The sequence below is a fragment of the Xanthomonas sp. DAR33341 genome (assembly GCF_003992815.1).
Taxonomy (GTDB): Bacteria; Pseudomonadota; Gammaproteobacteria; order Xanthomonadales; family Xanthomonadaceae; genus Xanthomonas; species Xanthomonas cissicola.
This window is the reverse complement of record NZ_QEYV01000017.1, coordinates 11,508-31,271: the sequence shown is the minus strand read 5'-3', so window position 1 is coordinate 31,271 and position 19,764 is coordinate 11,508. Positions and strand designations below refer to the sequence as shown.

General features: G+C 66.6%; 19 protein-coding genes. 14 read left to right on the top strand and 5 right to left on the bottom strand.

The genetic code is table 11. The features are described from left to right. The first annotated feature begins 5 nt into the window (after positions 1-5). Positions 6-1,226: an SMC-Scp complex subunit ScpB gene (gene scpB / locus EO156_RS05160; protein ID WP_033482798.1), complete on the top strand. Its 1,221-nt coding sequence runs from the start codon at positions 6-8 to the stop codon at positions 1,224-1,226. Beyond that, complete coding sequence (locus tag EO156_RS05155; RefSeq protein ID WP_005922523.1) at positions 1,219-2,871, top strand: pseudouridine synthase; 1,653 nt, start codon at positions 1,219-1,221, stop codon at positions 2,869-2,871. Before scpB ends, EO156_RS05155 begins: the two co-directional genes overlap by 8 nt. 334 nt (positions 2,872-3,205) lie before the next feature. Here EO156_RS05155 and EO156_RS05150 read toward each other — a convergent pair whose 3' ends face one another. Beyond that, positions 3,206-3,643: a hypothetical protein gene (locus EO156_RS05150; protein ID WP_003487019.1), complete on the bottom strand. Its 438-nt coding sequence runs from the start codon at positions 3,641-3,643 to the stop codon at positions 3,206-3,208. A 162-nt stretch (positions 3,644-3,805) separates the two neighbouring features. Between EO156_RS05150 and EO156_RS05145 the strand changes: the two genes are divergently transcribed. After that, positions 3,806-4,576 (top strand): glutaminyl-peptide cyclotransferase, encoded by a 771-nt coding sequence (locus EO156_RS05145; RefSeq protein ID WP_005922525.1) that lies wholly within the window; start codon positions 3,806-3,808, stop codon positions 4,574-4,576. 82 nt (positions 4,577-4,658) lie between these two features. Here EO156_RS05145 and EO156_RS05140 read toward each other — a convergent pair whose 3' ends face one another. Continuing rightward, a complete protein-coding gene (locus tag EO156_RS05140; protein ID WP_016850958.1) occupies positions 4,659-5,462 on the bottom strand; it encodes an amidohydrolase in 804 nt (267 codons plus the stop codon). A gap of 148 nt (positions 5,463-5,610) precedes the next feature. Beyond that, complete coding sequence (locus EO156_RS05135) at positions 5,611-6,759, bottom strand: pyridoxal phosphate-dependent aminotransferase (protein WP_005925458.1); 1,149 nt, start codon at positions 6,757-6,759, stop codon at positions 5,611-5,613. A gap of 226 nt (positions 6,760-6,985) precedes the next feature. Between EO156_RS05135 and ccmA the strand changes: the two genes are divergently transcribed. From ccmA to EO156_RS05080, 11 genes are all read left to right on the top strand, one after another. Next, on the top strand, positions 6,986-7,630 hold the full coding sequence (gene ccmA, locus EO156_RS05130; RefSeq protein ID WP_003487011.1) for a heme ABC exporter ATP-binding protein CcmA: 645 nt from the start codon (positions 6,986-6,988) through the stop codon (positions 7,628-7,630). Then, a complete protein-coding gene (gene ccmB, locus EO156_RS05125) occupies positions 7,627-8,322 on the top strand; it encodes a heme exporter protein CcmB (protein ID WP_003487009.1) in 696 nt (231 codons plus the stop codon). Before ccmA ends, ccmB begins: the two co-directional genes overlap by 4 nt. A 94-nt stretch (positions 8,323-8,416) precedes the next feature. Next, entirely contained in the window at positions 8,417-9,169 is a 753-nt protein-coding gene (ccmC, locus tag EO156_RS05120) for a heme ABC transporter permease CcmC (protein WP_005913153.1), read from the top strand. Then, positions 9,166-9,336, top strand: coding sequence for a heme exporter protein CcmD (locus tag EO156_RS05115; RefSeq protein ID WP_003487005.1), 171 nt, complete (start codon positions 9,166-9,168; stop codon positions 9,334-9,336). The genes ccmC and EO156_RS05115 overlap by 4 nt, the downstream gene beginning before the upstream one ends. Continuing rightward, positions 9,333-9,803, top strand: a complete 471-nt coding sequence (gene ccmE / locus EO156_RS05110; RefSeq protein ID WP_016850957.1) for a cytochrome c maturation protein CcmE — start codon at positions 9,333-9,335, stop codon at positions 9,801-9,803. Before EO156_RS05115 ends, ccmE begins: the two co-directional genes overlap by 4 nt. Positions 9,804-9,974: 171 nt before the next feature. Continuing rightward, on the top strand, positions 9,975-11,912 hold the full coding sequence (locus tag EO156_RS05105) for a heme lyase CcmF/NrfE family subunit (protein WP_026007194.1): 1,938 nt from the start codon (positions 9,975-9,977) through the stop codon (positions 11,910-11,912). Further along, positions 11,905-12,507 (top strand): DsbE family thiol:disulfide interchange protein, encoded by a 603-nt coding sequence (locus EO156_RS05100; protein WP_007964622.1) that lies wholly within the window; start codon positions 11,905-11,907, stop codon positions 12,505-12,507. Before EO156_RS05105 ends, EO156_RS05100 begins: the two co-directional genes overlap by 8 nt. Next, positions 12,504-12,938 carry a cytochrome c-type biogenesis protein gene (locus EO156_RS05095; RefSeq protein WP_016850955.1) on the top strand — a complete coding sequence of 145 codons (435 nt, stop codon included), beginning with the start codon at positions 12,504-12,506 and terminating at the stop codon, positions 12,936-12,938. The genes EO156_RS05100 and EO156_RS05095 overlap by 4 nt, the downstream gene beginning before the upstream one ends. Beyond that, a complete protein-coding gene (locus tag EO156_RS05090; protein WP_016850954.1) occupies positions 12,938-13,951 on the top strand; it encodes a tetratricopeptide repeat protein in 1,014 nt (337 codons plus the stop codon). Before EO156_RS05095 ends, EO156_RS05090 begins: the two co-directional genes overlap by 1 nt. 241 nt (positions 13,952-14,192) lie before the next feature. Next, positions 14,193-15,395, top strand: a complete 1,203-nt coding sequence (locus tag EO156_RS05085) for a homoserine O-acetyltransferase (RefSeq protein WP_016850953.1) — start codon at positions 14,193-14,195, stop codon at positions 15,393-15,395. Positions 15,396-15,545: 150 nt separating this feature from the next. Further along, positions 15,546-16,160, top strand: coding sequence for a cold shock and DUF1294 domain-containing protein (locus EO156_RS05080; RefSeq protein ID WP_003486988.1), 615 nt, complete (start codon positions 15,546-15,548; stop codon positions 16,158-16,160). Positions 16,161-16,232: 72 nt separating this feature from the next. On the opposite strand, the gene cydC is transcribed toward EO156_RS05080, so the two are convergent. Together cydC and cydD are read right to left on the bottom strand one after the other, a co-directional pair. Next, positions 16,233-17,918 carry a thiol reductant ABC exporter subunit CydC gene (cydC, locus tag EO156_RS05075; protein WP_029829066.1) on the bottom strand — a complete coding sequence of 562 codons (1,686 nt, stop codon included), beginning with the start codon at positions 17,916-17,918 and terminating at the stop codon, positions 16,233-16,235. Next, complete coding sequence (cydD, locus tag EO156_RS05070; protein ID WP_016850524.1) at positions 17,915-19,651, bottom strand: thiol reductant ABC exporter subunit CydD; 1,737 nt, start codon at positions 19,649-19,651, stop codon at positions 17,915-17,917. Before cydD ends, cydC begins: the two co-directional genes overlap by 4 nt. Positions 19,652-19,764 lie beyond the last annotated feature (113 nt).

The following is a 19,764-nucleotide window of genomic DNA, read 5'->3' as shown; positions in this document are numbered from 1 at the left end:
ATCGAATGGATCAAGCGCTGATCACCCGCATTATCGAAGCCGCCCTGCTGGCCAGCAGCCAGCCGCTGACGCTGGCGCAGCTGCTGGGGCTGTTTCCGGAAGACGAGCCGGCGCCGCCCGGCAGCGTGGAGCGCGCACTGGAACTGCTGCGCGAGGCCTGTGCCGACCGTGGCGTGGAACTGGTCGAGGTGGCCTCCGGCTTCCGCTTCCAGGTCAAGGCCGACGTGCATGGCTGGGTTGCCCGGCTGTGGACCGAGCGCCGCACCAAGTACACCCGCGCCACGCTGGAGACCCTGGCGCTGATCGCCTACCGCCAGCCGATCACCCGCGGCGAGATCGAGCAGGTGCGCGGCGTGGCAGTGAGCAGCAACATCATCCAGGCGCTGGAAGAGCGCGAATGGATCCGCGTGGTGGGCCACCGCGACGTGCCCGGCAAGCCGGCCCTGTTCGGCACCACCAAGGGCTTTCTGGATTACTTCGGCCTCAAGCGATTGGACGAGCTGCCGCCATTGTCTGAGTTGAAGGACATCGCCGAGCTGGAACCGCAGCTGCCGCTGGACCGCGACGGGCAATTGGATGGCGCAGTGCCGGCCTCGGCAGCGATGGACGCGGCGCAGGATCGGGCGGATGCCGGTGACGCTGAAGGCGGCGATTCGGATGCAGCGGCTGATGCTGCTGGTAATGCGGACGCGGAAGCAGAAACCGACGCTGGCGCCGAGCCCGACGACAGCATCGGCGGCACCGGCGGTTGGCAAGATGCCACGGATGCGGACGAGGCCGACACCTCGGCGACTCCGTCCCGCAACACCGATGCGCCGAGCGACCGCCAGACCAGCGCCGAACGCGATCCTGAAAGTGAAACCGACAACGATGCCGATGCCGATGCCGATGCCGATGCCGACCAGCATGCGCAGGAATCGGTCGGCGATGCCGGATTCGACCAGCAAGACCCCGATCTCGACCAAGCAATCGATACGCACGCGACCGACGCAGTAAACGACCAGACACCGCAACACCCCGAACATGGCTCGGTGCACGAGAAGAACACGCAGGACCCAGACGACGCCCGTGAGGGCGACCCCGACACCGCGCCGGGAACGCGCGCGGATGCAGTGAACGAAGACGAAGACAACGCCGTCGCGACGACGACCGTGGCTGTTGACGAAGCCGATTCCGACCCAGAGGCCGACCCGCAACGCGGCGGCCGGAGCCAGACACATGAGTGACACCCCCCGCAAGCTGTCGTTGAACAAGCTTTCCCTCAAGCGCGACAGCGCGCCCGAAGCGCCCAAGCTGGAAGAGCGCCTGCACAAGGTGCTGGCCCAGGCCGGCCTGGGTTCGCGCCGCGCGTTGGAACAGCGCATCGCCGACGGCCTGATCAAGGTCAATGGCGCCGTTGCGCAGACCGGCATGTCGGTGCGCAGCGGCGACAAGATCGAGTTGGACGGCCGCAGCTTCGTGGCCAGCGCGCTGACCGAGCCCTCGCGCGTGCTGATCTACAACAAGCCCGAAGGCGAAGTGACCACGCGCGAAGATCCCGAAGGCCGCCCGACCGTGTTCGAGTCGCTGCCGGTCCTGAAGGGCTCGCGCTGGATCGCCATTGGCCGCCTGGACATCAACACCACCGGCCTGCTGCTGCTCACCACCGACGGCGAGCTGGCCAACGCGATGATGCACCCCTCCTACGAGGTCGAGCGCGAATATGTGGTGCGCGTGCGCGCACCGGAAGGCGAAGAAAAAGTCTCCGATGCCATCATCGAGCGCCTGTCGCGCGGTGTGCTGCTGGAAGACGGCGGCGCCAAGTTCGACGAAATCGAACGCATCGGCGGCACCGATTCGCACGACTGGTTTCGTGTGGTCGTCAAGGAAGGCCGCAACCGCGAAGTGCGCCGTCTGTGGGAATCGCAGGGTTGCCAGGTCAGCCGCCTCAAGCGCAGCCGCTACGGCAAGATTTCGCTGCCGCGCGAACTGCTGCGTGGGCACTCGGTGGAAGTGGCGCAGGACAAGGTAGACGCCTTGCGCGCCGAACTGAAACTGGAAGAAGGCGCGCCGTCGGCACTGACGCTGCAGCCGGTGATCGGCCAGCGCCGCGCCGCCAAGTCCACCGTGCACGTCTCGCGCGATGGCCGCAGCAATGCCTACGTCAACGGCCAGACTTCCGGTGCCGATGAAGGCCGCGAGCTGCGCCGTTTCGACAATCTGCGCGAAGATCGCGGCCGCGGCGGTCGCGGCAAGCCGGGCGGCTTCAAGGGTGGCCTGACGGTCAGCGGCGAAGCGGCCGCTCGGCAATCGCAGCAGCGCCCGTTCAAGCAGCGCGGCCCGGCCAAGGGCGACCGCGGCGCGTTGCCGGACGGCAATCCGGCCGCGTTCCGCAGCTGGTATGTGCCCGATGGCGTGAGCACCGGCCCAAGTGGTCACCGCAATGCCGGCCCGAGCGGCCCGGGCACTGGTCAGGCACGCCCGTATGCGAAGAAAGGACCAGGCGGCGCGCGTCCGGGTACCGGCGGTCCAGTTGGCGCCCGCTCGGGTGGTCCGGGGCGCGGCGCTGGCGGCGGACAGGGGCAGTCGCAAGGCCAGGGGCAGCGCAAGCACCCGTATGGGCACCCGGGCAACGCACCGAGCTTCCCTTCCGATCACGCCAACCCGGGTTTCAATCCGTATGGTGCGGCACGCCCTGCTGGCCGCCCGAGTGGTGGGCGTCCGGGACCGGGTGGCAATCGCGGCCCGGCATCCGCCAACCGCGGCCCCGGCGGTCCAGGTGGTGGCGCCCGCGGTCCCGGCGGCCCAGGTGGCGCACCGCGTGGCCCGGGCGGCCGTCCGCCGGGCGGCGGTAATCGTCGCCCTCCTGGCGGCGGCAATCGCGGTCGTTGAGCGTCAACTGCTCCGCACAATAGAAAACGACCCTGCAAAGGGCCGTTTTCTATGGCGGACGGCATCGGTCATCCACTTAAGACCGGGAAGTTGCGGCGCATCCGCGCGTGCAGTCGTTTAACGAAGGCACTCCCTTACACGTCATCGCGATGCAAGGGCCGCACCGATTGGTTGTGCGCAACCCGGATGCTGCGACGTAGACCGGCAGGACGCCTGCGCAGCCGTCGAGTGGGCGCGCCTCGTGCCGGAGATCGACACGAATCACTTGTGCTCGCCGGTTCTGGAGGTGCCGTGCACGCCCACCCGGGCCTGCTCGCTCGGTTTGTCACCACTCTTACTTGCGACGCTCGATCACGAAATTACCGACGTTGACACCCAGGTCCACACCCTCGCCCGTACCTGCCAGCGCGAGCGAGATATCGCCCTTGGTGACCACCTGCGCGGTGCTGGACTTCACGACGCCCGCATGCGCTTCGGCAGCGGCATAGGTGCCGAACAGGTCGTTGAGGCTATAGGCACCGCTGAAGGTGCCGCGGCCGCCGACGATCTTGGACTTACCGACGGTCAGGCCACCGCCTTTGCTGGAGATCTTGACCGGAATGACCGCACCGTTATCGCACTTGATGGTGCCGGTACCGCTGGCGGTCTTGTAGAACACCGACCAACCGGACAAGTTGAACGACAGCTGGCAATCGATGTTGCCGGCGGCCTGCGCCTGCGGAGCCAGCGTGGCGGCGCCGAGCAGCGCGATGAGCGAAAGTGACTTGATCATGTGAGCAGTGCCAGTGGTGGACGTGGCGCGAGACTAGCAGCGCCGATGTGGCAGCCGCGACAAGATTTCAGTGCGGCGAATGCGTTTGTTCAGCGAGTTCTTAGCTAGCCTCGGCAGGCAGCAGAGCTGCCGCCTGCAGCCGCGCCATGGGATGATTACCGCATGCCACGCACCGTCTACAGCCTGCTCGTCAGCGCACTGCTGCTGCCCACCCTCGCCCATTGCGGCGAGGCAATTCCCACCCAGGGTTACACGGTCGTCAGGACCTATCCGCACGACACCGCTGCCTTCACCGAAGGCCTGTTCTATCTGGACGGGCATCTCTACGAGAGCACCGGCGAGCTGGGCCAGTCCAGCGTGCGCAAGGTCGACCTGGACAGCGGCAACGTCCTGCAGCAGGTCAACACGCCGCCGCCTTTCTATGGCGAAGGTATCGTGGCCTGGAAGGACCGCCTGATCCAGCTGACCTGGCGCAATCAGCGCGGCTTCGTCTACGACCTGGCCACGTTGGCACCGCGTACCCAATTCACCTATTCCGGCGAGGGCTGGGCGCTGACCAGCGACGACCGCCAGCTCTACATGAGCGACGGAACGGCCAACATCCGCCGGCTGGACCCGCAGAGCCTGAAACAGATCGGCACCATCAAGGTCACCGCCCGCGGCAGGCCGCTGGACAACCTCAACGAGCTGGAATGGGTCAAGGGCCAGTTGCTGGCCAACGTCTGGCTAACCACCCGCATCGCACGCATCGACCCCGCCAGCGGCAAGGTCATCGCCTGGATCGACCTCAAGGCACTGGTGCCAGACCCCGACACCTTGACCGATCCCACCAACGATGTCCTCAACGGCATTGCCTACGACGCCGAGCACGATCGCTTGTTGGTCACCGGAAAGCGCTGGCCGAAGATCTACGAGATCAAGCTGGCTCAGTAGCCGGAATTTGGGATTTGGGATTTGGGATTGGCAGCAGCGGGCTGGCAGGCATCTGTGCGGCAGCGCTTGTACCCATCTCGAATCACCAATCCACAATCTCGAACCGATCGGCATCCAGCATCGCGGGAAAACGGGCGCGGTGCTCGGCCAGCGCGGTGGCGCTGATGGTGGTGGTGACCACCTGCTCGCGTTCGCGGATTTCCACCTGCGGCTGGCCAAGGAAATCGATCACCGCGCTGTCGCCGGCGTAATGCAGTTGGTTGCCATCGATGCCAATGCGGTTGACCGCCGCCACAAAGCACAGGTTTTCGATTGCGCGTGCGCGCAGCAACGTCTTCCACGCATAGGCGCGGGCGGACGGCCAGTTGGCGACGAACACTTGCAGATCGAAATCCAGCTGCCCCGGGCGCTCCACATCGAAGCGGTTGCGGCAGAACACCGGGAAACGCAGGTCGTAGCAGACCTGCGGATTGATCCGCCAGCCCTTCCATTCCACTGTCAGACGCTCGCGCCCGGCCGCGTAGCGCAGATGCTCGTTACCGAAGCGGAACAGGTGACGCTTGTCGTAATACTGCAGTGCTCCGTCTGGCGTAGCCCATAGCAGCCGGTTGAATACACCGGCATCAGTGCGCACCTGCACGCTGCCGGCGACCGCTGCACCCAGACGTGCGGCCTGCGCGCGCGCCCACGCCACGGTCGGCCCGTCCATGCCTTCGGCCTTGTCGATGGCGTCGTTGGAGAACCCGGTGGTGAAGGTTTCCGGCAGGATCACCAGATCGGTCTGCCCGACCAGCGGCTCCAGCAGCGCAGCGTAATAGTCGCGATTACCGGCCGGGTCGTGCCAGCGGGTGTCGCCTTGGATCAGGGAGATGCGCAGGTCGTGCATGGTGAGACTCGGGAATGGAGAATCGGGAATAGGGAATCGAACAGCGGTTTAATAAGGGCGTTATGTCATCGAGCCAGTGCGAATTCAGATCAAAAAGCGGCCGACCGCTCTTACGATTCCCGAATCCCGAATCCCGAATCCCGGCTCGTCAGAGCCTACGCAGGCGCTCGATCGCCGCATCCAGCGTCGCATCGTTCTTGGCAAAGCACAGCCGTGCCAGGCGCTGCCCTGCAGGCGCGTTCTCGTAGAACGGCGACAACGGGATCGCGGCCACGCCGTTTTCGATCGTTAGCCACTTCACGAATTCGGTATCGGGCAGATCGCTGATGGCCGAGTAATCCACCAACTGGAAGTAGCCGCCGGGCACAGGCAACGGCTTCAAGCGCGTGGTCAGCAATTGTTCGCGGAACCGGTCGCGCTTGGCTTGATAGAACGCGCCCAGTTGCTCGTCGTGTTCGGGTTCGTCGCGGATCATCGCAGCGAAGGCGTGCTGGGCCGGACCGAAGCTGGTGAAGGTGTTGTACTGGTGCACCTTGCGGAATTCGGCCGTGAGCGCGGGCGGCGCGATGGCGTAGCCGATCTTCCAGCCCGTGCAGTGGTAGGTTTTGCCGAAGCTGGAAATCACGAATGCGCGCTCGCGCAGTGCCGGCCAGCGCAGCACCGACTCGTGCCGGCGGCCATCGAACACGATGTGTTCGTAGACCTCATCGGACAGCAAAAAAATCTCGGTGCCGCGCAGCAGTTCGGTCAGCGTCTGCATGTCCTCGGCCGACAGCATCGCGCCGGACGGGTTGTGCGGCGAGTTGATCATCAACAGGCGCGTCTTGGGCGTGATCGCGGCGCGCAGCGCATCCCAGTCCACCGCGAAAGTCTGCGGGTGCAGCGCTACGTGCACCGCCCGCGCGCCGGCCAGATCGATCGCCGGCTCGTAGCAGTCGTAGGCCGGGTCCAGCACGATGACCTCTTCGCCGGCGCGCACCACCGCGTGGATGGCGTTGAAGATGGCCTCGGTGGCACCGCTGGTGACGGTGATCTCGGTGTCGGCATCGACCTGCGCGCCATAGCAGCGCTGCGCCTTGCCGGCGATGGCCTGGCGTAATGTGGCCACGCCGGTCATCGGTGGATACTGGTTGTGGCCGGCCGCCATCGCCTTGCTCAGTTCGTCGACCAGCCGCTGCGGCACCGCGAAATCGGGAAAGCCCTGGCCCAGATTGACCGCGCCGTGCTCGGCCGCCAGCTGCGACATGACGGTGAAGATGGTGGTGCCCACCTTGGGCAGCTTGGTCGTAAGGGGCATGGTGCCTGTCCGGACAAGAAACGGGGGGACCGCGAGTGTACGCAAAGCCGCCAGCAGGTTGCGTCCGGACGCTGCAAAACAGCGTTCCCTGACACACCGCGGCGCCTGCAGCGCTGCCGCAGACGTCCCCGGCATGCCACCATCGTCGCTACAATGCGCGCCCGGTCCGGCGCGCCCTGCCCCGGCCCTGCCCCATGCCGTCCTGCGACCCGAGCCCGCTGCACCGATGATCGAACCGCTGCACACCGCACCGCCGCTGCTGGCGGCGCACGACCTGGCCTTCAGCCGCAACGAGGAGCCGGTGTTTGGCCCGCTGGATTTCCATGTCGATGCCGGCGAGGCGCTGCTGGTGCAAGGCGACAACGGCGCCGGCAAGACCACGTTGCTGCGCGTGCTGGCTGGCCTGCTGCATGTGGAGCGCGGGCAGATCCAGATCGATGGCAAGAGTGCCAAGCGCGGCGACCGCAGCCGCTTCATGGCCTACCTCGGCCACCTGCCCGGCCTGAAGGCCGACCTCAGCACGCTGGAAAACCTGCACTTCCTGTGCGGCCTGCACGGCCGCCGCGCCAAGCAGATGCCCGGCAGCGCGCTGGCGATTGTCGGCCTGGCCGGTTACGAAGACGCGCTGGTGCGGCAGTTGTCGGCAGGCCAGCGCAAGCGGCTGGCGCTGGCACGGCTATGGCTGTCGCCGGCGCCGCTCTGGTTGCTGGATGAGCCGTACGCCAACCTGGATCTGGATGGCATCACCCTGGTTAACCGAATGATCTCCGCGCATTTGCGCGGCGGTGGCGCGGCGCTGGTCACCACGCATGGTGCGTATGCAGCGCCACCGGTGCGCACGCGCATGCTCACGCTGGAGGTTGCGGCATGAGCACGCATTCGCCGCAACCGTCGCTCTGGCAGGCGGCCCGCGCTCTGCTTGCCCGCGACCTGCAGCTGCTGTGGCGGCGCCGCAGCGATGCGTTGCAGCCGGCACTGTTCGCGCTACTGATCGTGGTGTTGTTCGCGTTGGGACTGGGCGGCCGCCCGGACCTGCTCGCGCAGGCCGCGCCGGCGGTGTTGTGGCTGTCGGTGTTGCTGGCTGGCCTGCTGTCGCTGGACGCCTTGTTCCGCAGCGATGTGGAAGACGGCTCGATGGAGCAATGGCTGCTGGCACCGGTGCCATTAGCCTGGTTGATCGCAGTGCGCGTGCTGCTGCATTGGGCGACCAGTGCGTTGCCGCTGATTGCAGTGACGCCACTGCTGGGCGAATTGCTGCACCTGCCGCATGACCAACTGCCGGTGCTGCTGGCATCGTTGGCGCTGGGAACGCCGCTCCTGAGTCTGCTCGGCGCCGTGGTTGCGGCACTGACGGTGACGATGAAACGCTCTGGTATTCTCGTCGCGTTGCTGGCGCTGCCGCTGTACGTGCCGGTGCTGGTGTTCGGTGCCGGCAGCGTGGCGGCTAGCGGACAAGGGCAGGATGCGGTGGGTGCGTTGTTGTTGTTGGGCGCCGGATTGGTGATCGGTGTGGTCCTGGCGCCGCTGGCTGCAGCGGCCGCGATCCGCATTTCGTTGAGTTGAGCGCTGCAGTCGTTGCATTGTCGATAGCACGCCCCGCACAACGCGTTGTTGCTGTTTCGAGAGCCAATGCCATTCCAAAGGCTACTGCCATCGCATGAACGTCGTCGTCCGCTGGTTCCACCAACTCGCATCGCCCCCGATCTTCGACCGTTTTACTGCGCGCTGGGCGCCGTGGTGCTACGCGCTGGCCGCGTTGCTGCTGGGCGTGGGCATCTGGCAGGCCTTGTTCGCGGTGCCGGCGGATTACCAGCAAGGCGACAGCTTCCGTATCCTCTACATCCATGTGCCGAGCGCGTGGATGAGCCTGTTCGTGTTCGGGCTGATGGCGCTGTATGCGGCCATCGCGTTGATCTGGCGGATCAAGATCTGCGAGATTCTGGCGATGGCGTGCGCGCCGATCGGCGCTGCATTTACCGTGATCACCCTGCTGACGGGCAGCATCTGGGGCAAACCGATGTGGGGCGCCTGGTGGGACTGGGACCCGCGCCTGACCACCGAATTGATTCTGCTGTTCCTGTATCTGGGCGTGATCGGCCTGTACCACGCCATCGACGACCGCCGTCAGGCCGCGCGCGCGGCGGCGTTGCTGGCCATCGTCGGAGTGGCGCTGCTGCCGGTGATCCGCTATTCGGTGGTGTGGTGGAATTCGCTGCATCAGGGCCAGAGCATTCGCCTGCTTGGGCCGTCCACGATCGATGCCAGCATGCTGCTGCCGCTGTGGTTGATGGTGATCGGCACCAAGTTCTGGTTTGTCGGGTCACTGTTGACGCGCGCGCGCGCCGACAACCTGCGCCGCGAGGCCGGCAAGGCCTGGATCGTGGGCGATGCGCAGGAGAGTGCGGCATGAGCTACCTGCCTTACGTCATCGCCGCCTATGCGGTGTTCGTGCTGGTGCTGCTGTGGGACCTGATCGCCGGCCGTTGGCAGGTGCGTCGCGCACTGAAAACCGCCCAGGCGCGCCGCCTGCGCGAGCGCAAGCGCGCGGTGCCCGGCGATGCGGAGCTGATCCGGTGAACCCGCAACGTCGCCGCCGCCTGTGGCTGGTGCTGGCGTTGGTACTGGCCGGCGGGCTGGCAACCACGCTGGTGGCGATGGCCTTGCAGCGCAACGTGGCCTATCTGTACACGCCATCGGAAGTGCTGCGCGGCGACGCCGGCGCGCATTCCCGCTTCCGGCTCGGCGGCATGGTCGAAAAAGGCTCGTTCAAACGCGCCTCTGGCTCCTTGGAAGCGCAATTCCGCGTCACCGATGGCGATGCGCAATTGACCGTCAGTTACGACCGCATCCTGCCGGACCTGTTTCGCGAGGGGCAGGCAGTGGTGGCCACTGGCCGCATGCAGCACGGCATCTTCGTCGCCGAAGATGTGCTGGCCAAGCACGACGAAACCTATATGCCGAAGGAAGTGGCCGACAAGATGGGCAGCGCGCACCGCAAGCACGATGTGCCAGCCGCGGCCGGTCAAGTTGGAGAGCGGCAGTGATGCCGTGCATCGGGACATCGGCATGCCGGCCGGCAGGTGGCTTGCGCGGTGCGTACGCAGCTCATGATGTCACCGCGCGTGGGCAAGCAGGTGCAACTGCTGCCGGAATTCGGACTCGGCAGTGCACTTGCCGTTGTGGCACCGGCCCATGCTCGACAACGCGCCGACCCGATGCTTCCTGAACTCGGGACGTTGCTGCTGGTGCTGGCCCTGCTGGTGGCGCTGGTGCAGGCCGTGGTGCCGCTGGCCGGCGCACAGCGCGGACGCAGCAGCTGGATGGCCGTGGCGCGACCGGCGGCGCTGGTGCAGCTGGCACTGATCGCATCGGCCTTCGCCGTGTTGACGCACGCCTTCTTGGTGCAGGATTTTTCGGTGCGCTACGTCGCCGAGAATTCCAACAGCCTGCTGCCGGTGATGTACCGCTATTCGGCAGTGTGGGGTGCGCACGAAGGCTCGCTGCTGCTGTGGACGCTGGTGCTGGGGTTGTGGACCGGCGCTGTGGCGATCTGGTCGCGGCAGCTGCCGGCGCATGTGATCGCGCGCGTGCTCGGCGTCATGGCGCTGGTCAGCATCGGGTTTCTGGCGTTCTTGCTGTTCACCTCCAACCCGTTTGCGCGGTTGTTTCCGGTGCCGCTGGAGGGTGGCGACCTCAATCCGCTGCTGCAGGATCCGGGGCTGATCGTCCATCCTCCGATGCTGTATTGCGGCTACGTCGGCTTTGCGGTGCCGTTCGCATTCGCCATCGCCGCACTGCTGGAAGGCCGCATGGACGCGTGCTGGCTGCGCTGGACGCGGCCGTGGACCAATGTCGCCTGGTCGATGCTCACCGTCGGCATCGCGCTCGGTAGCTGGTGGGCGTATTACGAGCTGGGCTGGGGTGGCTGGTGGTTCTGGGACCCGGTGGAGAACGCCAGTTTCATGCCGTGGCTGGTGGGCACCGCACTGTTGCATTCGCAGGCGGTGACCGAAAAGCGCGGCAGCTTCGCCAGCTGGACCTTGTTGCTGGCGATCGCCGCCTTTGCGCTGTCGCTGCTGGGCACGTTTCTGGTGCGCTCGGGCGTGCTGACCAGCGTGCATTCGTTCGCCGCCGACCCGTCGCGCGGACTGTTCATTCTGGTATTCCTGCTGGCCGTGGTCGGTGGTTCGTTGCTGCTGTATGCGCTGCGCGCGCCGCTTCTGTCGGTGGCGGACGATCCGCGTCGCGCATTCGCCGGCAGTTCGCGCGAAACCTTGTTGCTGTTGAACAACCTGCTGCTCACCTGCGCCTGCGCAATGGTGTTGCTGGGCACCTTGTATCCGCTGCTCGCCGATGCCTTGGGGCTGGGCAAGCTGTCGGTTGGCCCGCCCTACTTCAGCACCTTGTTCGTGGTGTTGATGGCGCCGCTGGTGGCACTGCTGCCCTTCGGCCCGCTCACCCGCTGGCAGCGCGAACAGGCCTCGCGGCCGGTGGCGCTGCTGGCGCCGTGGGCAGCCCTGGCGTTGGCTGCCGGCGTGCTGGCCTGGTTCGCCGCGCCGCAGGGGCAGTTGAAAGCCGCCTTCGGTGTCGCCGGTGCAGCCTGGGTGTTGCTAGGCACCGCGCGGTTCCTGTGGACGCGGCGGGCGGCCAAGGGGCGCAAATTCACCGCCGAGATGCTGGGCATGGTGCTGGCGCACCTGGGCGTTGCGGTGTTCCTGTCCGGTGCCATGCTGGTGGAGGGATTGAGCCTGCAGCGCGAAGTGGCGCTGGCGCCCGGGCAACAGGTGCAGATCGGCCGCTATGCACTGCATTTCGACGGGCTGGAAGAGCTGCGCGGGCCCAATTACGTGTCCGACCGTGCCAACCTGCAGGTGTTCAAGGACGATGCGCCGGCGGGCATGCTCCATGCGGAAAAGCGCCGCTACGCCAGTGGCGGCCAGACGTTGACCGAGGCGGCGATCCGCCCTGGCCCGTTTGGCGACCTGTATGTCGCCCTTGGCGAACCGCTGGGCAACCAGGCCTGGGCGGTACGTGTCCACCTCAAACCGTTCGTCCGCTGGATCTGGCTGGGAGCGCTGCTGATGGCGCTCGGCGGCCTGGTGACCGCGGCCGACCGGCGTTTTCGTCGTTCTCCGGAGATCCAAGATGGTTGAGTCACGTTCACCCCGCCTGCCCACTGCGGTTCTCGTGGGCGCCATCGTGCTGCTGCTCGCCCTGGCAGCGCTGCTGGTCTATGCGGTGGTGCGCTCCGGTCAGGACGATCGCGATGCCCTGCCTTCTGCACTGATCGGCAAACCGGCGCCGGAATTCGCGCTGCCGCTGCTGCACGACCCTGCCATCGTGGTGCATGCGCGCGAACTGCGCGGCGCGCCGTACATCATCAACGTGTGGGGCAGCTGGTGCCCGGCCTGCCGCGAAGAACACCCGGTGCTGAGCCGCTTCGCACTGACCAAGCGCGTGCGCGTGATCGGCTATAACTGGAAGGACGAGCGCAACGATGCGCTGCGCTGGCTCGAACAACTCGGCAACCCGTATCTGCTGGTGGTCGCCGATCAAGATGGCCGCACCGCCATCGATTTCGGCATCGCCGCTGCACCGGAAACCTTCCTGGTCGACGGGCGTGGGGTGGTGCGCTGGAAGTACAGCGGCATGCTGACCCAATCCATCATCGACACCCAGTTGATTCCGGCGCTGAGCCAGATCGAACGTTCCCCCACCGCCGCACCGGACCTGCACGCCAAACAATGACGCGCGCCTGGCTGCTGACGCTGCTGTTGCTGCCCTGGCTGGCATTCGCCCAGCCGGTCGGCGATCCGGCGCCGCTGCGCTATGCATCGGCCGAAGAGGAGGCGCGTTTTCACGCGCTTACCGCCGAGTTGCGCTGCGTGCAATGCCAGAACCAGTCGCTGGCCGATTCCAACGCGCAGATTGCGCAGGATCTGCGCCGCGAGGTGCTGGCGCTGATGCACCAAGGTCGCAGCGATGCGCAGATCCGCCAGTTTCTGGTCGCGCGCTATGGCGAGTTCGTGCTGTACCGCCCGCGCGTGGAGTCGCGCACCTGGCTGCTATGGTTCGGCCCGCTGCTGGTGTTGCTGCTGGGCGCGGGCGCCGTGGCGCTGGTAGTACGCAAACGCAGCGTGGCCGCGCCTACCGTGCCTGCCGATGAGCAGGAGTGGTGATGGCCGGCTTTGTCATCGCGGGGCTCGTGATTGCGCTGCTGGCGCTCGGCCTGGTGTTGCGCCCGCTGTGGCGCGACGCGCGCGGCCTGGCTGCGAGCGTGGCGGTGTTGCTGCTGGCCGCGAGTGCGGCGTTGTACTGGCTGGTCGGAACGCCAGGCGCCATGACGCAGCCGACCAATCGCCTGCCCACGCCACGTTCGCTGGACGAAGCCATCGTGCAGCTGCGCGCGGCGTTGGTAAGCAACCCCGATCAGGCCGAGGGCTGGGCGTTGCTGGGGCGCTCACTGTCCAGCCAGCAGAAATTTGCCGAAGCCCGCGATGCCTTCGCACGCGCGGTAGCACTGCGTCCGGACGAAGCCGACGTGCTGGTCGCCGCGGCGCAGGCGCGCATGCTTGCCGACGACAGCGGCCGCCCGGATCCGGAAGCCATGCGCCTGCTCGAACACGCGCTGGCGATGCAACCGGACCATCAACGCGCGCGCTGGTTCCTGGGGGTGGTGCAGCGCCAGGCCGGCGAGCCGGCCAAGGCCAGTGCGACGTGGGAGCCGTTGCTGAGCGTGGTCGATACCAAGACTCGCCCCGGCCTGCTCGAACAGATCAACGCCGCGCGACAGGAAGCCAGGCTAGAGCCGATCCAGGCACCGGCTGCGCCTACCGCCGCTGCAGCGAGTGGCAAACGCATCCAGGTGCGCGTGACGCTGGACGCCGAATTCGCCAAGCGCGCCGGATTGCCCGGCGATACCAGCGTGTTCGTGATCGCGCGCGCGGCCGACACGCCGATGCCGGTGGCGGTGGAAAAACACGCGCTGAGCGAGCTTCCATTGACCCTCACGCTGGACGATGGCGACAGCCCGATGCCGACGCGCACGCTGTCGTCGCTGGACCATGTACAGCTGCTGGCACGGCTGTCGCGCAGCGGCAACGCCATGCGCCAGGCCGATGACGTGGAGAGCGCACCGGTGACGATCGCATTGCCTGCAGCCGCGCCGGTGGAACTGGTGATCGGCCGCTGATGGCTGACGCAGTGTGAGTGACGGGCGACATCATCGCCCTAACTGACGCGGGCAGGCACTTGATCTTCGCGCCGCCATGGCGCTGGACTGAAAGCGACATCACGCCGCGTATCGACGGAAGTCAAGCGGAGTTTGCGAAGGTAGGTGCGGAGCCGGATGCTCCGTTGTCTACATGGGGCATGCAGACGAACGTACGCAACGCCGGCCAGCACCATCGCGCAGTGCCAGCTAGAATTGGCCCATGACTGAATTCATCCCTGCCGGCACGCTGTACCACGCCCTGCCCTCGCCATTTCCGATGAAACGCGGTGGCGTGCTGCATCAGGCACGCGTGGCGTACGAGACCTGGGGCACGCTGGCCGCAGATCGCAGCAACGCGATCCTGATCGTCACCGGCCTGTCGCCCAATGCGCACGCAGCGGCAAACCAGGCCAACCCCGAGCCGGGCTGGTGGGAAGCAATGCTAGGGCCGGGCAAGCCGATCGATACCGCACGCTGGTTCGTGGTCTGCGTCAATTCGTTAGGCAGTTGCAAGGGCTCGACCGGGCCGGCCTCGGTAAACCCAGCCACCGGCGCGCCGTATCGCCTCAGCTTTCCGGACCTGTCGATCGAAGACGTGGCCGATGCCGCAGCCGACGTGGTGCACGCGTTGGGCATCGCGCAGCTGGCTTGCCTGATCGGCAACTCGATGGGCGGCATGACCGCGCTGGCGCTGTTGCTGCGCCATCCCGGCATCGCGCGCAACCACATCAATATTTCCGGCAGCGCGCAGGCATTGCCGTTTTCGATCGCGATACGCTCGTTGCAACGCGAGGCGATCCGGCTGGATCCACACTGGAACGGCGGCCACTACGACGATGTGCGCTACCCGGAATCGGGCATGCGCATGGCGCGCAAACTCGGCGTGATCACGTATCGTTCGGCGCTGGAATGGGACGGCCGTTTCGGCCGCGTGCGGCTGGATTCCGAGCAGGCAGCCGATGATCCGTTCGGGCTCGAATTCCAGGTGGAAAGCTATCTGGAAGGCCATGCGCGCCGCTTCGTGCGTTTTTTCGACCCAAACTGCTATCTGTATCTGAGCCGCTCGATGGACTGGTTCGACCTGGCCGAGTATGTCGAGGAAAGACCGGTTGCCGGCTCTGCCATCGACAATGCCCGTGCAGATGCCCTGCCCGCTTCCGCCAAGCCACAGACCGGCGTCTCGACCGCCGACACCGTGCTTGCCGGCCTGGCACGTATCCGCATCGCGCGTGCGCTGGCGATCGGCGCCAACACCGACATCCTGTTCCCGGTGCAGCAGCAGGAACAGATCGCCGACGGCCTGCGCGCCGGCGGCGCCGATGCGCAATTCATCGGCCTGGATTCGCCGCAAGGCCACGACGCGTTCCTGGTCGATTTCGCCCGGTTCGGCCCAGCGGTGAGCGACTTTTTGCAGGACTGTTGAGCTCCTTGAAGCTCGCTCTGCGCTGCCGAATATCGGCCGATGTTGCTGCAATACGGTAACCATCACCGCTGTTTTGCCGGCTGAGCAATTGATGCGTGATACGCGCGCAGAGCGCACCGGCAAGCCACGCCATCCAACAGAACAATGCGAATGCGCTATCAGGGACGTCTCAGCGACTGGAATGATCACAAGGGCTTTGGCTTCGTCACGCCCCATGGTGGTGGCGACCGTGCATTCGTCCATATCAGCGCATTTGCACAGCAGACGCGTCGCCCGCGCGATGGGGAGATCATCACGTATGCAATCGAACGCGATGCGCACAAGCGCCTGAATGCCACGCAAGTGCGTTGGGCAGACCGTACCACCGCCGCCAGAACCGAACAACGTCGCAGCGGGTTGCCGCGCAAGACGCTGGCTGCGGTGTCGATGCTCGCCTTGGCGGCGGCCACGCTGATGCACGTGCTACCGGTGATCGTCCCGCTCTGGTACGCGGCGGCCAGCCTGGTCACGCTGCTGATCTATGCGATGGACAAATCGGCCGCGCAACGCAATCAATGGCGCACACCCGAATCCAGCTTGCACCTGCTGGCGCTGATCGGTGGCTGGCCAGGTGCATTGCTGGCGCAGGAAATCCACCGGCACAAATGCAGCAAGGCGGCGTTTCAGCTGACGTTCTGGCTCACGGTTGCGTTGAATGTCAGCGCACTGGTACTGGCAGTGACCGAGACCGACCTGATGGCCACGCTTCCGGCGCTGTTTGATTGAACGCGATCAACAACGTGTGGTCAGGTGATCAACGCGCATCCCGTGACCACGTTCGAGGACCGCAGCGATTGACTACGCGTTCTGATCGAGCAGCTCCAGCGTTCCCTCACGCATCCGGTAATGCCGTTGCACGACACCGGGCGGTAGCGCGTCGTGGGTGATCATCGCCAGCGAGCGTTCGCCGAGTGCGGCGGCCAGGTCGCGCAGCAGCGCGTCGGCGGTATCCACGTCCAGACCATCGGTGGGTTCGTCGAGCAATAGGATCGGGGCATCGCGCAGCAGTGCCCGCGCGAGGGCGAGCCGGCGCGCCTGGCCGGCAGACAGCGTGGCGCCGTTTTCACCGACCCAGGTGTCCAGGCCGTCGTTCGCGCTGGCCCACGCGCCCAGGCGCACCTGCTCGAGCACCTGCCACAACGCGGCATCGTCGGCAGTCGCGTCGCCGATGAGCAGGTTGTCGCGCACGCTGCCGGCAAACACCGGCGCGTTCTGGGGCAGCCAGGCGATACGCTGCTGCCATTGCGCCTGTGCGACGTGACGCAGGTCGATGCCGGCGTAGCGCAGCTGCCCGGCCTGCGGATCCCACAGCCGCAGCAACAACGCCGACAATGTGCTTTTACCGCTGCCGCTGTCGCCGCTGATGGCGATGCGCTCGCCCGGCGCCAGGGTCAGATCGAGCGCATGCAGCACCGGGCGCACGCTACCGGGCCAGGCAAACGACACCTGCTGCAATTGCAGCGTGCCGGTGCGCGGCACGTCGATCGCGTGCGCCGGATCGCTCACCGATGGCGCTTGATCGACGATGGCCTGCAGGCGCCCGGCGGCAACGCGTGCGCTTTGCAGCGCCTGCAACGCCAGCCCGGCACCGGCCCAGACTTCCAGCAACGCCATGGTCAAAAACACCAACCCCGCAGCAAGCTCGGCGGCGATCAGCCCGCGTTCGGCCGCACCAAGTGCCAGCCACAGCATGCCGGCCAGCCCCAGCCCGCCGCAGAGCGCATGCAGCAGGTTGCCGGTGATCAGCCGTCTGCGCTGGATGCGATCGCCGCCGGTGACGGCGGCAGCGGCGGCGTCGCTGCGCTGCAGCCAGGCGCCCTGCGCATGGACCGCAGCAAGGTCGGCCGCGCCCTCCAGGCCTTCGAACGCCTGCGTGCGCAAGGTGGTGCGCTGCTGCGCACGCAACTGCTCGCGCTGCGCGCCGCCGCGTGCCACCTGCCACGGCACCAGCCCACCGATCAGCACGCCGAGCACCAACAACAAGCATGCAGCGGGAAGATAGATCAGTGCAGCGGCGACGACACCGCCTAGCCAGATGCCGAGCAACGCGGCCAGCGGTGCCAATGCGCGCACGCTGAGGCCGTCGACCTCGCCGATGTCGGACATCAGCCGCGCCAGCAGATCGCCGGTACGGGTGGCCGACAATCGCCCGGGTGCCAGCGGCAAGGCGCGGCGGAAAAACCACACCCGCAGATCGCGGGCGATGCGCAGGGTGGCATCGTGCCCGATCAACTTTTCGCCGTAGCGCGACACGATACGCGCGAAGGTCAAGGCGCGAATGCCGGCCGACGGCGAGAAGAAATTGAAGCCGGTCCCCATACCGGCAACGCCCGCCAGCGCAGCGGCGGTTAGGAAGCTGCCGGACAAGCCCAGCAGGCCGACACCGGCAAGCATGGTGACCAGCACCAGCACTGCCGACAACAGCAGGCGCCAGGCATGCCGACCAAACACATCGCGCACACGATCAGGCTGGGCGCGGCTCATGGTGCCTCCAGCGTGACCGTCGCGCCGCGCAGATCGATCACCGTGTCGGCCCAACGCATCACCGCAGCGCTGTGCGTCGCCAGAACGACCGCACGGCCGCGCGCAAAGATGCCCAGCGTACGCAGCAAGTCCGCTTCGGTGTCCGGGTCGAGAAAGGCGGTGGGTTCGTCCAGCAGCAACACATCCGGCTCGCGCAACAACAACCGCGCCAACGCCACCCGGCGGGCTTCGCCACCGGACAAACCCAAGCCACGCTCGCCGATCACCGTGTCCAGGCCGGCCGGCAAGTGCGCGGCAAAGCGCAGCACTTGCGCCGCCTCGGCGACCGCGTGCAGGCGCGCATCGTTGGCCTGCGGGTCGGCCAGGCGCAGGTTGTCGGCGATGCTGCCGTGAAACAGGTAGGGCCGCTGCGTGGCATATCCAATGCGCGCACCCGGGCGCACGGCCACGCTGCCCGCCTCGGGTGCAAGCCAACCAGCGAGTCCTTCCAACAGCGTGCTCTTGCCGCTGCCGCTGGCACCGATCACTGCAACACGCTGCCCGGGCTCCAGCGTCAACGCAAACTCCTTGACCACCACCTGCGGCGCGCCGGCAGGACGCAGCGCCAATCCACGTGCCTGCAACAAGGGCGCATGCGCGTGTGCCGGCTCCAGGGCACGTGCGGGTGGCGCACCGGTGTCTGCAACAGCAGCCGGCTGGAAACCCTGCAGCAACCGCTCGGCCTCGGCCACTGCAGCCAAGGCGTTTGCGCGGTCATGGTAATGCGCGGCCAAGCGCCGCAGGGGCGCGAAGAATTCCGGCGCCAGCAAAAGGCAGAACATGCCCGCGCCCAGCGACGGCATACCGTGCAGATGGAGCATGCCCAAATAACTCAAACCGAAGTACAGCGCCACGATCGCCACGCTGACGGAGGCAAAAAATTCCAGCACGGTCGACGACAGGAATGCGATGCGCAACACTTTCAGCGAGCGCTCGCGCACGCCCTCGGCAGCGGCGGCAATGCCCTGCAACTCAGCCTGGCCGCGGCCATACACGCGCAGCAATCCCAGGCCCTTGAGGCGATCGGCAAAATGCCCACCCATGCGCGCCAACTCGCCGAGTTGTTCGCGCCCTGCGGCCTCGGCGCCCCACCCCACCAGCATCATGAAGAACGGAATCAGCGGCGCGGTAAGCAGCAACACCAGCCCGACCACCCAATCGACCGGAAACACCGCGATCAGGATCAGCGGCGGCACCAGCAACATTTCGATGCGCGCGAGCTGGTAGCCGACGAAATAGCCTTCCAGTGCATCGGTATGCGCCAGGCTCAATTCGCCCAGTTCGCCGCTGCGCTGCCGGCGCAACCATAGCGGTCCGTGCTGCACCAGGCGTCTGGCAATGCGCGCGCGCAGTTCGCGTTTGGCCACGTCGGCCACTTCACCGGTCAGCGATTGCGCCCAGGCGTTGAGTAGCGCGCGCCCGATCAGCGCCAGCAGCAAGCCCGCGCCCACGTTGCGCAATTGCGCCAACGCCAGGTGCTGCACCAGCACCGCCTGTACCAGCCAGGCGATCGCAGCCGATTGCACGAGCAGCAACACACCCGACAACGCCACCGCAACCCCGGCAAGCCGCCGCGCACGCGTGGCAGATGCGGCAAGCGCATCCAGCCAGTGGCCGCGTTGACGGCGCCGGGCGGGCGTTTCGCTGGCTTGCACGCTGGGCTGGCTCACGTCGCTCTTCTGAAGACTGCGCATTGCACGCGATTGTAAGTCGCCGCCTCCCGGTCGGGGGATAGACAGTGTGACGCACCTGTCCAGGGCCGCATTGATTTGGATCAACGCGGCCGGCGCGATCGCGGCAGATGATC

Coding starts and splice junctions, on each gene's coding strand:
- ccmB (WP_003487009.1), top strand. CDS start 7,627: ATGAGCACGCATTCGCCGCAACCGTCGCTCTGGCAGGCGGCCCGCGCT.
- cydC (WP_029829066.1), bottom strand. CDS start 17,918: ATGAGCCGCGCCCAGCCTGATCGTGTGCGCGATGTGTTTGGTCGGCAT.
- EO156_RS05135 (WP_005925458.1), bottom strand. CDS start 6,759: ATGCCCCTTACGACCAAGCTGCCCAAGGTGGGCACCACCATCTTCACC.
- ccmC (WP_005913153.1), top strand. CDS start 8,417: ATGAACGTCGTCGTCCGCTGGTTCCACCAACTCGCATCGCCCCCGATC.
- scpB (WP_033482798.1), top strand. CDS start 6: ATGGATCAAGCGCTGATCACCCGCATTATCGAAGCCGCCCTGCTGGCC.
- EO156_RS05145 (WP_005922525.1), top strand. CDS start 3,806: ATGCCACGCACCGTCTACAGCCTGCTCGTCAGCGCACTGCTGCTGCCC.
- EO156_RS05095 (WP_016850955.1), top strand. CDS start 12,504: ATGACGCGCGCCTGGCTGCTGACGCTGCTGTTGCTGCCCTGGCTGGCA.
- EO156_RS05115 (WP_003487005.1), top strand. CDS start 9,166: ATGAGCTACCTGCCTTACGTCATCGCCGCCTATGCGGTGTTCGTGCTG.
- EO156_RS05155 (WP_005922523.1), top strand. CDS start 1,219: ATGAGTGACACCCCCCGCAAGCTGTCGTTGAACAAGCTTTCCCTCAAG.
- EO156_RS05105 (WP_026007194.1), top strand. CDS start 9,975: ATGCTTCCTGAACTCGGGACGTTGCTGCTGGTGCTGGCCCTGCTGGTG.
- EO156_RS05090 (WP_016850954.1), top strand. CDS start 12,938: ATGGCCGGCTTTGTCATCGCGGGGCTCGTGATTGCGCTGCTGGCGCTC.
- ccmA (WP_003487011.1), top strand. CDS start 6,986: ATGATCGAACCGCTGCACACCGCACCGCCGCTGCTGGCGGCGCACGAC.
- EO156_RS05140 (WP_016850958.1), bottom strand. CDS start 5,462: ATGCACGACCTGCGCATCTCCCTGATCCAAGGCGACACCCGCTGGCAC.
- cydD (WP_016850524.1), bottom strand. CDS start 19,651: ATGCGCAGTCTTCAGAAGAGCGACGTGAGCCAGCCCAGCGTGCAAGCC.
- EO156_RS05100 (WP_007964622.1), top strand. CDS start 11,905: ATGGTTGAGTCACGTTCACCCCGCCTGCCCACTGCGGTTCTCGTGGGC.
- EO156_RS05150 (WP_003487019.1), bottom strand. CDS start 3,643: ATGATCAAGTCACTTTCGCTCATCGCGCTGCTCGGCGCCGCCACGCTG.
- EO156_RS05085 (WP_016850953.1), top strand. CDS start 14,193: ATGACTGAATTCATCCCTGCCGGCACGCTGTACCACGCCCTGCCCTCG.
- EO156_RS05080 (WP_003486988.1), top strand. CDS start 15,546: ATGCGCTATCAGGGACGTCTCAGCGACTGGAATGATCACAAGGGCTTT.